The sequence below is a fragment of the Amycolatopsis methanolica 239 genome, from assembly GCF_000739085.1.
In the GTDB taxonomy this organism is placed as follows: Bacteria; Actinomycetota; Actinomycetes; order Mycobacteriales; family Pseudonocardiaceae; genus Amycolatopsis_E; species Amycolatopsis_E methanolica.
This window is the reverse complement of the sequence record NZ_CP009110.1, coordinates 5940367-5952796: the sequence shown is the minus strand read 5'-3', so window position 1 is coordinate 5952796 and position 12430 is coordinate 5940367. Positions and strand designations below refer to the sequence as shown.

At 70.3% G+C, this 12430-nt stretch carries 12 protein-coding genes and 1 pseudogene; 7 read left to right on the top strand and 6 right to left on the bottom strand.

Going from position 1 to position 12430, the window contains the following annotated elements; genetic code table 11:
- Positions 1 to 58 precede the first annotated feature (58 nt).
- Positions 59 to 970 carry a diacylglycerol/lipid kinase family protein gene (locus AMETH_RS28920; RefSeq protein WP_017984700.1) on the bottom strand — a complete coding sequence of 304 codons (912 nt, stop codon included), beginning with the start codon at positions 968 to 970 and terminating at the stop codon, positions 59 to 61.
- 265 nt (positions 971 to 1235) lie between these two features.
- Between AMETH_RS28920 and AMETH_RS28915 the strand changes: the two genes are divergently transcribed.
- Complete coding sequence (locus AMETH_RS28915) at positions 1236 to 1706, top strand: DUF7144 family membrane protein (RefSeq protein WP_017984699.1); 471 nt, start codon at positions 1236 to 1238, stop codon at positions 1704 to 1706.
- Here the strand turns inward: AMETH_RS28915 and AMETH_RS28910 are convergent.
- From AMETH_RS28910 to AMETH_RS28900, 3 genes are all read right to left on the bottom strand, one after another.
- Positions 1703 to 2185: a GNAT family N-acetyltransferase gene (locus AMETH_RS28910; protein WP_017984698.1), complete on the bottom strand. Its 483-nt coding sequence runs from the start codon at positions 2183 to 2185 to the stop codon at positions 1703 to 1705. The two genes, AMETH_RS28915 and AMETH_RS28910, sit on opposite strands and share 4 nt — an antisense overlap.
- Positions 2186 to 2233: 48 nt before the next feature.
- Positions 2234 to 3133 carry a uroporphyrinogen decarboxylase/cobalamine-independent methonine synthase family protein gene (locus AMETH_RS28905; RefSeq protein ID WP_017984697.1) on the bottom strand — a complete coding sequence of 300 codons (900 nt, stop codon included), beginning with the start codon at positions 3131 to 3133 and terminating at the stop codon, positions 2234 to 2236.
- Positions 3134 to 3303: 170 nt separating this feature from the next.
- Positions 3304 to 3885, bottom strand: a complete 582-nt coding sequence (locus tag AMETH_RS28900; protein ID WP_017984696.1) for an acid phosphatase — start codon at positions 3883 to 3885, stop codon at positions 3304 to 3306.
- A 58-nt stretch (positions 3886 to 3943) separates the two neighbouring features.
- Between AMETH_RS28900 and AMETH_RS28895 the strand changes: the two genes are divergently transcribed.
- Positions 3944 to 4411 (top strand): hotdog fold domain-containing protein, encoded by a 468-nt coding sequence (locus tag AMETH_RS28895; protein WP_017984695.1) that lies wholly within the window; start codon positions 3944 to 3946, stop codon positions 4409 to 4411.
- Here the strand turns inward: AMETH_RS28895 and AMETH_RS28890 are convergent.
- Positions 4405 to 5049 (bottom strand): hypothetical protein, encoded by a 645-nt coding sequence (locus tag AMETH_RS28890; RefSeq protein WP_017984694.1) that lies wholly within the window; start codon positions 5047 to 5049, stop codon positions 4405 to 4407. The genes AMETH_RS28895 and AMETH_RS28890 overlap by 7 nt on opposite strands.
- 126 nt (positions 5050 to 5175) lie before the next feature.
- Between AMETH_RS28890 and AMETH_RS28885 the strand changes: the two genes are divergently transcribed.
- Positions 5176 to 6774, top strand: coding sequence for a GMC oxidoreductase (locus tag AMETH_RS28885; protein ID WP_017984693.1), 1599 nt, complete (start codon positions 5176 to 5178; stop codon positions 6772 to 6774).
- A gap of 78 nt (positions 6775 to 6852) precedes the next feature.
- Positions 6853 to 7497 (top strand): gamma carbonic anhydrase family protein, encoded by a 645-nt coding sequence (locus tag AMETH_RS28880; RefSeq protein WP_038533533.1) that lies wholly within the window; start codon positions 6853 to 6855, stop codon positions 7495 to 7497.
- Between the two features lie 4 nt (positions 7498 to 7501).
- Here the strand turns inward: AMETH_RS28880 and AMETH_RS28875 are convergent, their stop codons facing one another.
- Positions 7502 to 8104, bottom strand: coding sequence for a dTDP-4-dehydrorhamnose 3,5-epimerase family protein (locus AMETH_RS28875; protein ID WP_017984691.1), 603 nt, complete (start codon positions 8102 to 8104; stop codon positions 7502 to 7504).
- Between the two features lie 338 nt (positions 8105 to 8442).
- Here AMETH_RS28875 and AMETH_RS28870 point away from each other — a divergent pair, with 338 nt between their 5' ends.
- The 3 genes and pseudogenes from AMETH_RS28870 to AMETH_RS28860 form a co-directional block, all read left to right on the top strand.
- Positions 8443 to 9663: an NAD(P)-dependent malic enzyme gene (locus tag AMETH_RS28870; protein ID WP_017984690.1), complete on the top strand. Its 1221-nt coding sequence runs from the start codon at positions 8443 to 8445 to the stop codon at positions 9661 to 9663.
- 58 nt (positions 9664 to 9721) lie between these two features.
- On the top strand, positions 9722 to 10810 hold the full coding sequence (locus AMETH_RS28865; protein ID WP_017984689.1) for an ABC transporter ATP-binding protein: 1089 nt from the start codon (positions 9722 to 9724) through the stop codon (positions 10808 to 10810).
- A gap of 161 nt (positions 10811 to 10971) precedes the next feature.
- A pseudogene (locus tag AMETH_RS28860) lies at positions 10972 to 12159 on the top strand (S8 family peptidase); the annotation flags it as partial.
- Between the last annotated feature and the right edge of the window lie 271 nt (positions 12160 to 12430).

Below are 12430 nucleotides of genomic sequence, written 5' to 3'. Positions count from 1 at the left end.
CGGTGAGTGGACCGTGTGCGTCGACGAACGGCAAGTTGCAGATCGCCGGACCGATCACTCACGCCAGCACGGTCAGCACGTCGGGCACGCTCGTGAAGTCCACGTGCGTCCGACGGCCGATCAGGTCGCCGTCGACCTGGAAGTTTACCGGCTCCTCGGCCGTCACGCTGAGTTTCGCCAGGTCGTCGTACTTCACGAGCGCCTTCCCGCGGTGCTCGGCCTCCGCCCGCAGCGCCTGGCGGACGTGCCGGAACACCAGCGGCAGCGACAGCTTGCGCAGCGCGAACAGCCCGAGACCCCGCTCGAAGGAGCTGCCGGTGTTGAGGTGGACGGGCCGCTCGCCGAGGTAGCTCCACGGATCCGTGTTCGACACGAACGCCATCCGCACCTCGGCCGGCTCTTCGCCGGGCACGTGCACGGTGAGCGGCAACCGGGGCGACCGCGGGCGGAAGTAGCACGTCACCGCCGCCCGCATGTACAGCAGCGCGTTGGTCTGCTTCCCGCGCCGGTCGGCGACCGTGGCGACCACGTCGGCGTCCCAGCCGAGGCCCGCGTTGAAGGTGAACCACCGCCCGTCCGCCAGGCCCAGCCCGACGCGGCGGCTGCGGCCCGACTCGATGGCCGACAGCAGCTGGTGCGTGGCCTCCACCGGATCCCGGGAAACACCGAGGGCGCGCGCGAACACGTTGGCCGACCCGCCGGGCACGACGCCGAGCGCGGGCACCGGCGCGCCAGGCCCGTCGGCGAGCAGGCCGTTGACGACCTCGTTCACCGTGCCGTCACCGCCGTGGGCGACCACCAGGTCGACCCCGTCCCGGGTGGCGTCCCTGGCCACCGCCAGCGCGTGGCCGCGGTAGTCGGTCTCCACGACCTCCAGCTTCACCTGGCTGGCCAGCGCGTGCGCGAGCACGTCCCGCCCGCCGGCCGTCGTGGACGTGGCCTGCGGGTTGACCACCAGAATCGCGCGCATGCTCGCAGGGTAGGCCAATCGGGCGCATCCCAAGCGTCAGCGCGAACCTCATCACTGCGAAAAGACTGCCGGTTGACCTCCCGTCGTTCGGCACGGTCCGTTCGTCGTGACAAGTGCACCCCGGGCGTCCGCCGGCTCATCGACGACACCCAGATCTTGGCGCGGTTGGCCGCGGTTCGAAAACGGCCGACCGGGTGGCTTAGTATCGATGGCGTTCACGCACGGTCACACGTGCCGCTCAGCCGCTGGTGGAAGGCCCTTCGCGATGGCGCTCGCCGACAAGATTTCACCCGCTCCGCGCGAGGTCAGGGTGGCCGGCGCGCTGACCGTCCTGCCGGGGATCGGCCTGCTGGTGTTCGGCGCCCTGCTGTTCGCCTCGCCCGGTGACTCCATGCCGCTGACCAGCGTGCTCGCCGAGGGCGCCTTCTACGTGCTGTTCGGGCTCGCCGTAGTCGGCTGCGCGATCGGGCTGCTGTTCGGCCACACCTGGGCCCGCTCGCCGGGGCTGGTGATGGCGCTCATCACCGCCGGCGTCGGCTGGTACATGGCCGGGCCGTCCGGGCGGCCGGGGTTCGGGGTGCCGATCATCGTCCTCGGGGTGGCGATCATCGTGCTGCTGTTCCGCCAGCCCGCCCGGGCCTGGGCGCTCGGGCAGCACGAGGGCGAGACCGAGGAGGAGGCCGCCGAGCGCGGTGGGATGGCCGGCCGCCGCCGGGAACGCGGCGAGGACGACTAGGCGAGCTTCGCCAGCTTGTCCAGGGCGGTGTCGGTGAGACGGTAGACGGTCCACTCGTCCATCGGGGTCGCGCCGAGCGATTTGTAGAAGCCGGTCGCCGGGTTCCAGTCCAGCACCGACCACTCCAGCCGCGCGAAGCCGCGGTCAACGCACTCTTTCGCGAGCGTCGCCAGCAGCGCCTTGCCCAGCCCGGACCCGCGCAGCTCGGACTTGACGAACAGGTCCTCCAGGTAGATGCCGTGCACGCCGCGCCACGTGGAGAAGTTCAGGAACCACAGCGCGAACCCGACGATCTCGCCGTCCTGCTCGGCGACGTGCCCGAACACCGCCGGGCTGTCGCCGAACAGCGCCACCCGCAGGCGGTCGGCCGTCAGGTGGCAGTCCTGCGGCGCCTTCTCATAGGCGGCCAGTTCGTGCACCAGCTGCGCGACTTCGTCCACATCGGACTCGCGGATACGGCGGATGCGGCTGTCGGGCATGGGGACTCCCAGGATTCGGCGGGTGAGCTGCACCCGATCCTGCCAGACTCAGACCCTGCCCCAGACCCGCTGCGCCACCGAAACCGTCAGGTCCAGCTTCCGGCGCTGATCATCCCAAGCCAGCGGGTTTCCCTGCACCTCGGATGCGAACCCGCACTGTGGGCTGACCGCCAGATCCGCCAGCGGGACGATCCGCGCGGCCTCGTCCACCCGGCGCGCGAGCTCGTCGGGATCCTCCAGCGCACCGGTCTTCGTCTTGACCAGGCCCAGCACGACCCGCACCCCGTCCGGCACGTGCTGCAGCGGCTCGAAGGTGCCCGCACGTTCGGAGTCGTACTCCAGCGGCCAGTGGTCCACCGGGATGCCGCCGAACACGTCTGCCCCGATGTCGTCGTAAGAGCCCTCGTTGAACCACTGGCCGCGGTAGTTGCCGCGGCAGATGTGCATGCCCACGGCGACGCCGCGGTCGCGCAGCAGCCGGACGACGGCCGCATCGGCTTCGATGCAACGTCGCAGCAGGTCCCGCGCGTCGAGGCCCGCCGACTCGAAGAGCCCGAGGATGCGTGGATTGGCGAAGGCGATGAAGCACGGCGCGTCGATCTGGACGTGCCGGACGCCGTCCTCGGCGAGCGCCGCGGCCTCCTGCAGCAGGACGGCCGCCAGGTCGTCGACGATGTCGGCGCGGCTGGGGTAGTGCGGACCACTGACCCGCGGGTTCCAGTCGGCGACCACGAAGTTCGTGATCTCCGGGATGGTGACCTCGAACGGGCCGGGCGCGTGCGCGGCGAGGAAGGCGGCCTCGCGGTCGGTGAACCGTTCGCGGTAGGTGAGCCTGCCCCCGATGAGCCGGAGGATGTTGCTGTCCTCCTCGGCGTGGTCGCCGGACCGCCATTCCAGCGACGGCGCCTGCGCGGCGAAACCGTCCATGTGCTCGGTGAGCCTGCTCATGAAATCCGTGCGCAGGTACTCGCCGTCGGGGGACGGAGGAGGCTGCCGACGTGGGTCGCCCGAGCGAAGGAGTTCACGGCTCGACGCTAAGCGAGGCGGATGGCGCCGGACTGGCCTCGTCGACCTCGATTCAAGCGAGCTGACCGCGGTGCGGTGCGGGATCGCTACGGTCAGGACGGCGGGATGTTGAGGTGCTCGATCTTCGGCTCACCGCGCTCGTCGCCGAGTACCGTCACGCCGGCCGGGTCCAGTCCGAAGTGGACACCGGCGGTGGCGGGCAGCCCGATCCAGCGGGCGATCAGCACCCGGCTGAAGTGGCCGTGGCCGACGAGGATCACCTCGGTGTCGGCCAGCGCCGCACGCACCCGCTCCAGCAGGGCGTCCGCGCGGGCGGTCACCTGCTCGACGGTCTCGCCGCCGGGCATCTCGTGCGTCCAGACGGTCCAGCCGGGCACGGTCTTGCGGATCTCCGGCGTGGTGACGCCCTCGTAGTCGCCGTAGTCCCACTCCGCGAGGTCCTCGGTCTGCTCGTCGATCGGCAGCCCGGCCAGCTCGGCCGTGCGCACCGCGCGCTGCCGCGGGCTGGTCAGCACCAGCGCGGGGCCCTTGCGCAGGGTCTGCAGGGTCAGGCCGGCGGCGCGCGCCTGGTTCTCCCCGGCGGGGGTCAGCGGGATGTCGGTGCGGCCGGTGTGCCTGCCGTTCACCGACCACTCGGTCTGACCGTGGCGGAAGAGGAAGAGCTCGTGGTCCACGTTTGCGAATATAGCCACCTGTCTGCTTTGCTACCGGTCAGTAACATTGGAGGAGCCGGTGGTTTCGACCTACTCGCTGTGGCGGCGGCTGAGCGCGCTGCCCGGCGGCAAACGACTGTTCTCGACCGCGATTTGCCTGCGTGTGCCCTATTTCGGCTCGGTGCTGCCGACCGTGGAGGAGCTGCGTCCCGGCTATTGCGCGGTGCGCGCGCCGAAGTGGTGGGGTGTTCACAACCACATCGGCACCTTTCACGCGATCGCGGCGTGCAACCTCGCGGAGATCGCGATGGGGATGCTGGCCGAGTCGACCCTGCCCGCCACGCACCGGTGGCTGCCCAAGGGCATGACCGTGCGGTACGTGGCGAAGGCGGAGACGAGCCTGCGGGCGGTCGCCGAGCTGCCGGAGATCCCGGAGTTCGGCGCCGAGGGCGTGGAACTGCCGGTGCCCGTCGTCATCTCCGACCGGGTGGGCAAGCCCGTCGTCACCGCCACCATCACGATCTGGGTGACGCCGAAGCGTCAGTAGTCGCGCAGGCGGACCGTCGTGGTCTGGGCGTAGGAGTTCGTCCCGGACGCGGCGGGCAGGCCGAGGCGGTGGTCGACCAGCCGGCCCAGCGGGCCGCAGTTCTCCGTCGCGGGCACGGCCAGCTCGTGGTCGTGGGTGGCGAACTTCAGCGTCAGCGGATCGGTCGAGACGACCTCGGTGGGCCCGTCGGCCCGCAGGACGGAGTGGATGACGCCGGTCGCGCAGTCGCGCGGCAGGTAGGGCGCGTCGAACTCGGCGACCAGGTCGATCTCGCCCTTGCGTTCGTCGTTGGACTGGAAGTCGGAGTGGCCGCCGTAGCCCAACCGCACCGTGGCGCGCGGCAGCCCCGGCACCGCGACCGGCTCGGACCTCAGCGCGCCGAACACCTGCGCGTACCGGCCGTCCAGCTGCCCCTCGGCGAAGGTCAGGCGCATCGGGCCCAGCGGGAGGTCCTGGACGTCGCCGAAGGACATGGTGGCGGTCGAGTCGAGCACCTCGCAGCGCCACTGGCCCGGGTCGGCGCCGGCGGGCAGGGCGGGGCAGGCCGCGAACGTGTCGTCCGCGGCGCGGGCGGGGATGGCGCTGGTGGCCGTCAGGGCGAGTGCGGCGACGGCGGCCGCGGCGAGCGCGATCTTCATGATCCAAATCCTGTCCGACCTGCGCAAACGACACCATCGGGGAAAGCTCGGAGCCGACCCTGGCGTCGCCCCACTAGGGATTAACACCGTTTACAAAGCGCGGCAGATCCGAATATGGTTCGCGTTATGTCCCTCTCTCGACGCCGGTTCCTCGGCCTGACCGCGCTCAGCTCCGCAACCACGCTCGGGCTGACCACGATCTCGACCCGGACCTCCGCCTCGGCGGCCACCGACTACTCGCCGGCCGTCGTCGTCGGCACCGGATACGGCGCGGCCGTCACGGCGCTGCGCCTCGGGGCGGCCGGCGTCCCGACGCTGATGCTCGAAATGGGCCAGCTGTGGAACACGCCGGGCGAGGACGGCAAGATCTTCTCGGACATGCTCAGCCCGGACCGCCGGTCGTCGTGGTTCAAGAACCGCACGGAGGCGCCGCTGGCCTCGTTCCTGTGGCTCGACCTGGCCAACCGCGACGTCGACCCGTACGCCGGTGTGCTGGACCGCGTGCACTTCGGCGACATGTCGGTCTACGTCGGCCGCGGTGTCGGCGGCGGCTCGCTGGTCAACGGCGCGATGGCGGTGACCCCGAAGCGCTGGTACTTCGAGGAAATCCTGCCCGAGGTCGACGCCGACGAGATGTACGGCAGGTACTACCCGCTCGCGAACTCCATGCTGGGCGTGAACAACATCGACCCAGACTGGTTCGAGACCTGCGACTCCTACCAGTTCGCGCGCGTCTCGCGGAAGCACGCGCAGAAGACCGGGCTGAAGACGACGTTCGTGCCCAGCGTCTACGACTTCGACTACATGCGCCGCGAAGAGGCAGGCGAGGTGCCGCGCTCCGCGCTGGCCTCGGAGGTCATCTACGGCAACAACCACGGCAAGCGCTCGCTGGACAAGAGCTACCTGGCCGCCGCGCTGGGCACCGGCAACGTCACCATCCAGACGCTCACCGAGGTCCGCGACATCGCCCAGCAGCAGGACGGCACGTACACGCTGACGGTGCGGCAGATCGACGCCGAGGGCAACGTGCTCGGCGTGCGCCAGCTGGGGACGAAGTACCTGTTCCTCGGCGCGGGGAGCCTCGGCTCGACCGAGCTGCTGGTGCGGGCGCGCGACACCGGCAAGCTGCCGGACCTCGGCGAGGACGTCGGGCAGGGCTGGGGCACGAACGGCAACGTCATGCTGGGCCGGGCCAACCACGTGTGGGACCCGGTCGGCGCCGTCGAGTCGGGCATGCCCGCGCTCGGCATCGACGCGTGGGAGGACCCGGTCAACCCGGTGTTCGCCGAGATCGCGCCGGTGCCCGCCGGGCTGGAGACGTGGGCGAGCCTCTACCTGGCGATCACGAAGAACCCCGAGCGCGGGTGGTTCAAGTACGACCCGGGCGCGGACAAGGCAGTCCTGCAGTGGGACGTGGCACAGGGCCAGCCGTCGATCGACGCGGCGAAGAGCCTGTTCGACCGGATCAACTCGGCGAACGGCACGATCTACCGCTACGACCTGTTCGGCGACACTCGCGCGTTCGAGAACCGGTTCACCTACCACCCGCTGGGCGGCCTGGTGCTGGGCAAGGCGACCGACCTGTACGGGCGCGTGAAGGGCTACCGCAACCTCTACGTCACGGACGGCTCGCTGATCCCGGGCAGCACGGGGGTGAACCCGTTCGTCACGATCACCGCGCTGGCCGAGCGCAACATCGCGCGGGTGCTGGCGGAGGACTTCTAGTGCCGTATCAGCCGACGGGCGAACGAGACGTCCGAAATCCGCCAGCACGCTCGCGGCCGGTCGGCCGAGAATCCGGTGGTGATCGTGCGAGCGCGGGGAATCCGCATCCGGCACCGCGGGTGTGAACCGCAGGTCCACCCCACCGCCTACATCGCCCCGACGGCCACACTCGTCGGCGATGTTCGCGTGGGGCCGAGGGCGCGGGTCATGTACGGCGCGGTGCTCGATGCCGAGGGGGCTCGGATCGAGGTGGGGGAGGCGGCGGTGATCTGCGAGAACGCGGTGTTGCGCGGGTCCGCGGTCGCCGGCGACCAGCCGGTGCTTCTCGACGACCACGTCTTCGTGGGACCACACGCCACGCTGCTGGGTTGCGAGGCAGGCAGGTGCGTCTACGTGGCGACCGCGGCGACGGTCCTGCAGCGCGCACGGTTGGGAGCCGGCTCGGTCGTCGCTGTCGGCGCGCTCGTCCATGCGCGCACCGTTCTGCCGGACGAGTACTTCGTGCCGCCGCACACCGTGGCGCTCGACGCGCCGGTGCGGCTGCTGGCCCCTGGAGATCCAGGCCTGGCCGAGGCCGTCCGGCGGGTGGGCTTCGCGCAGGCGGCGTTCGGTGTCGACGCGGAGTGGACCGACCGGATCAGCCGGTACGAGCGCATCGCGGAGGTGCGCGTCGCCGAGTTCGGCGCGCACGCGGACGATGAGGGTGTGAACGTCGTCGGATGAGGCTCTAGCCCGCGCGGAGTTTTTCGTAGTGGGCGACGCAGTCGGCGTAGACCGGCAGCAGCCCGGCGGCGGCGGCCTCGGCGAGAGCCGGGGCCGCTTCGTCCTTTTCGGACAGGATCGGCGCGAGGTCCGACGGCCAGGGCAGGCCCAGTTCGGGGTCCAGTGGGGTGATCCCGTGTTCCCCCGATGGGTTGTACCCGGTGGAGCAGAGGTAGGCCATCACCGTGTCGTCCTCCAGCGCGACGAACGCGTGCCCGAGGCCCTCGGCGATGTAGACCGCGCGGTAGTCCACCGAATCGAGCCGCACCGCGTCCCAGGTGCCGAACGTGGGCGAGCCGACCCGCAGGTCCACCACGACGTCGAGCAGCGCGCCACGCGGGCAGTAGACGTACTTCGCCTGGCCGGGCGGCGTGTCGGCGAAATGCACTCCCCGGATCGTCCCCCGCCGGGACACACTGTGGTTCGTCTGCGCCACGTGCAGCGGGTGCCCGATCGCCTCGACGAGCGCCGCCTCCTGGAACGGTGCGACGAAAAGGCCGCGGTGATCCGGGAACGAACGCGGCGTGAACTCGTAGGCGTCGGGGACGGCGAGCTGGCGAACCTCCATGCGGCAACAGTAGCGGGGGCCTCCCAAGCCGGACGGACGTCTTGCTAGAACCCCGTTGACCTCCCCTTTTTGTGACATCAACCGCACCTCGGCATCACAACCGGTGCGGAGCCTGCAACACTAGGGGGACCGCCGCGTTCGCGGCCGTCGCCTCACCAAGGGCTTCGCACGGCCGAGACGGACGCCGAGCCGGCTGCCGGCGCCACCGCGCCCGGGCTACCGAGCTGCGAGATCAACCACGCCACTGGGGGATGGGGCAGTGTCCCCGCACACGGTCCCGGGAGGGATTCATTTCCATGACCTACGCTCAGACCTCTGATACGAGGGCAGGGACATCGATGAACGACGAGGTCAGCAAGAGCACGGCGGCCGAGGCAGTGCCGCCGACGGGAACCGACTTTTCGCCGGTGACCGACGACGAGATCTTCCGCGGTCACGAGGGCGGCAAGCTCTCGGTGGCGGCCACGCGCCCGATCTCGCAGCCGCGCGACCTTTCGATCGCCTACACGCCGGGGGTGGCCAAGGCGAGCCGCGCCATCGCCGAGAACGCCGAGCTGGCCCAGCGGTACACATGGGCGCACCGGCTGGTGGTGGTCGTCAGCGACGGCACCGCGGTGCTGGGGCTGGGCGACATCGGCGCGAGCGCGTCGCTGCCCGTCATGGAGGGCAAGTCGGTGCTCTTCAAGACCTTCGGCGGGCTGGACTCGATCCCGCTGGTGCTGGACACCAAGGACGTCGACGAGATCGTCGAGACGCTGGTGCGGTTGCGCCCGTCGTACGGCGCCGTCAACCTGGAGGACATCTCCGCGCCGCGCTGCTTCGAGCTTGAGGACAAGCTCAAGGAGGCGCTGGACTGCCCGGTCATGCACGACGACCAGCACGGCACGGCGATCGTGACGCTGGCCGCGCTGCGCGGCGCGAACCTGGTGCTCGACCGGGACATCAAGCAGCAGCGGGTGGTCGTCTCCGGCGCCGGCGCCGCGGGTGTCGCGTGCGCGAAGATCCTGCAGGAGGCCGGTGTCGCCGACGTCACGGTGCTGGACTCGCGCGGCATCATCCACTCCGGCCGGGACGGGCTGAACCCGGTCAAGGAGAAGCTGGCCCAGACCACCAACAAGGCCGGTCTGCGCGGTGGCCTGGCCGAGGCGCTGCGCGGCGCGGACGTGTACCTCGGGCTGTCCGGGTCCACCATCGAGCCGGAGTTGCTGGCCGACATGGCCGATGACCCGATCGTGTTCGCGTTGTCCAACCCGGACCCGGAGGTCCACCCGCACGAGGCCGCCAAGTACGCGGCGATCGTGGCGACCGGGCGCAGCGACTTCCCGAACCAGATCAACAACGTGCTCGCCTTCCCCGGCGTGTTCCGGGGCGCGCTGGACGCCGGCGCGCGGGCGATCACCGAGAACATGAAGCTGGCGGCCGCCGAGGCGATCGTCGCCGTCGCGCAGGACGACCTGGGGGCGGACCGCATCGTGCCGAGCCCGCTCGACCCGCGCGTCGCCCCCGAGGTCGCCGCCGCCGTGGCGAAGGCGGCGATCGAGGACGGCGTCACCGGCTAAGCTGGACCTTCCCGGAGGCGCTGGGCGCGTCTCCGGGAAGGCTTTTCGCTGGGAGGGCGTGTTGATCGAGTTCGACGGCGTGACCAAGCGCTACCCGGACGGCACGCTCGCCGTCGACGACCTGAGCCTGACGGTCGAGGACGGCACCATCACGGTGTTCGTCGGGCCGTCGGGCTGCGGGAAGACGACGTCGCTGCGGATGATCAACCGCATGGTGGAGCCGACCTCGGGCCGGGTGCTGCTCGACGGCAAGGACATCCGCGAGCAGGACCCGCCGGTGCTGCGGCGCGGCATCGGGTACGTGATCCAGAACGCCGGGCTGTTCCCGCACCGGACGGTGCTGGACAACGTCGCCACCGTGCCCGTGTTGTCCGGGTGGGGCAAGCGCAAGGCACGTGACCGCGCGGCCGAGCTGCTGGATATCGTCGGTCTGCCCGCGGAGCTGGGGAAGCGTTATCCGGCGCAGCTGTCCGGTGGTCAGCGTCAGCGGGTCGGGGTCGCCAGGGCGCTGGCGGCGGACGCGCCGGTGCTGCTGATGGATGAGCCGTTCTCGGCCGTCGACCCGATCGTGCGGGAGGGCTTGCAGGACGAGTTGCTGCGGCTGCAGTCGCAGCTGGGCAAGACGATCGTGTTCGTCACCCACGACATCGACGAGGCCGTGCGGCTGGGCGACAAGGTGGCCGTGATGCGCGTCGGCGGGCGGTTGGCGCAGTACGGCACGCCGGCCGACGTGCTGCGGCACCCGGTGGACGACTTCGTGGCGTCCTTCGTGGGACGCGACCGGGGCTACCGTGGACTGTCTTTTGTGGACTCGACGGGCGTGGAAGTGTGTTCGGTGGCCACGGTTCCGTTGGGCGACAACGTCTCCGGTCCGACGGCGGAGTGGCTGCTCGCGGTGAACGATTCCGGGCAGCCGCGTGGCTGGCTGGCTCCCGGGTCCAGTGTGGACGGCGGGCTGGCCGAGTCGGACCTGGTCGCCGGTGGTTCGCTCTACCGGCGCGGCACGTCGGTGCGGGGCGCGCTGGACGCGGCGTTGTCGTCGCCGGCCGGGCTGGGGGTCGTGGTGGACGAGACGGGGAAGGCCGTGGGGGCGGTGACGGCGCGGCAGGTGCTGGACGTGATCGAGGGCGCCACGACAGCGGACTGATCCAGACCGGGCGGCTGGTCCGCCCTACTTTCGCCGGGAGCCACCCGGGTGCCAGTCCTTCCGCGGGGCGGTGACGCGGTCCTACCGTGAAAAAGTCTCACCCCTTGCGGTGCGGTGGGCGATTCCCCAGCTCATCGCGCCGGCCCTGCCAAGGAGGACTCATGTCCAAGTCCCTGCTCAGCAAGGCCAGATCAGCCGGTGTGGCGCTCGCGGCCGCGGCGGTCGCGACCGTCGGGTTCACCGCCCCGGCTTCCGCCCAGGAGGGATCGATCGTCGGCGCGGATGCGCCCGGCGCGATCTCCGGCAGCTACATTGTGGTGTTCAAAGACTCGTCGTCACCGGTGTCTTCGCTGGTCAGCGAGGTGACCGGCAAGCTAGGCGGCAACGTGCGTCAGACGTTCTCGCGTGCGCTGCACGGCTATTCGGCGTCGATGAGCGAGTCGCAGGCGAAGCGGGTCGCGGCCGATCCGTCGGTGGCGTTCGTGGAGCAGAACCGGCGCGTCACGATCACCGCCACGCAGACCAACCCGCCGTCGTGGGGCCTGGACCGCGTCGACCAGCGCAACCTGCCGCTTAACCAGGCATACAACTACTCGACCACCGCGTCGAACGTGCACGCCTACATCATCGACACCGGCATCAACCTGACGCACAGCGACTTCGGCGGCCGTGCGACGTCCGGCTACGACTTCGTCGACGGTGACTCGAACGCCAGCGACTGCAACGGCCACGGCACGCACGTCGCCGGAACTGTCGGTGGTTCGGCATACGGTGTGGCGAAGGGGGTGCGGTTGACCGCCGTGCGGGTGCTCGACTGCGAGGGTTCGGGCACCTACGACCAGGTGATCGCCGGCATCGAGTGGGTCACGCAGAACGCGGTGAAGCCGGCGGTGGCGAACATGAGCCTCGGCGGCGGCGTGTCGACGGCCGTGGACAACGCGGTGAAGGCGTCGATCGCGGCGGGCGTGACGTACGCGGTCGCGGCGGGCAACAGCAACGCGAACGCCTGCAGCTCGTCCCCGTCCCGCGTCCCGGCGGCGATCACTGTCGGAGCCACGACGAGCACGGACGCACGGGCGAGCTACTCGAACTACGGGAGCTGCCTGGACATCTTCGCGCCCGGCAGCAGCATCAAGTCGGACTGGATCGGCAGCACGAGCGCCACGAACACCATCAGCGGCACCTCGATGGCAACGCCCCACGTCGCCGGAGCCGCAGCGCTCTACCTGGCAACCCACACCTCCGCGACGCCCCAACAGGTGCGAGACGCTCTGGTGGCAGCGGCCACGACGGGCAAAGTCACGAGCGCAGGAACGAACAGCCCCAACACCCTGCTCTACACCGGCGCCTAGCGCCAGTCTTTGAACCAAAGGTAGCCCGTCGCCTGCCAGTACGGCGAGGACTCTTTTGATCTTTAGAGCCGCCGCCTGACACGGCGAAGAGCCCACCCTGCGGGCGGAAACAGCGCCTCACGGCGCTTGAAAGGTCACCTTCGACCACCCCCGCCCCCGATGTCTGGTTGGGGTAGTCGCTTGCTTTGCGTTGCCGGCTTGCGGTTCGCTGAAAAAGAAAAGAAGGGCGCCCTCCCCAGGGCTGGGGAGGGCGCTCTTCTTTTTTTGT

Excerpts from the sequence above, each read along its gene's own strand:
- AMETH_RS28920 (WP_017984700.1), bottom strand. The coding sequence starts at position 970 with ATGCGCGCGATTCTGGTGGTCAACCCGCAGGCCACGTCCACGACGGCC.
- AMETH_RS28915 (WP_017984699.1), top strand. The coding sequence starts at position 1,236 with ATGGCGCTCGCCGACAAGATTTCACCCGCTCCGCGCGAGGTCAGGGTG.
- AMETH_RS28910 (WP_017984698.1), bottom strand. The coding sequence starts at position 2,185 with ATGCCCGACAGCCGCATCCGCCGTATCCGCGAGTCCGATGTGGACGAA.
- AMETH_RS28905 (WP_017984697.1), bottom strand. The coding sequence starts at position 3,133 with ATGAGCAGGCTCACCGAGCACATGGACGGTTTCGCCGCGCAGGCGCCG.
- AMETH_RS28890 (WP_017984694.1), bottom strand. The coding sequence starts at position 5,049 with ATGAAGATCGCGCTCGCCGCGGCCGCCGTCGCCGCACTCGCCCTGACG.
- AMETH_RS28885 (WP_017984693.1), top strand. The coding sequence starts at position 5,176 with ATGTCCCTCTCTCGACGCCGGTTCCTCGGCCTGACCGCGCTCAGCTCC.
- AMETH_RS28875 (WP_017984691.1), bottom strand. The coding sequence starts at position 8,104 with ATGGAGGTTCGCCAGCTCGCCGTCCCCGACGCCTACGAGTTCACGCCG.
- AMETH_RS28870 (WP_017984690.1), top strand. The coding sequence starts at position 8,443 with ATGAACGACGAGGTCAGCAAGAGCACGGCGGCCGAGGCAGTGCCGCCG.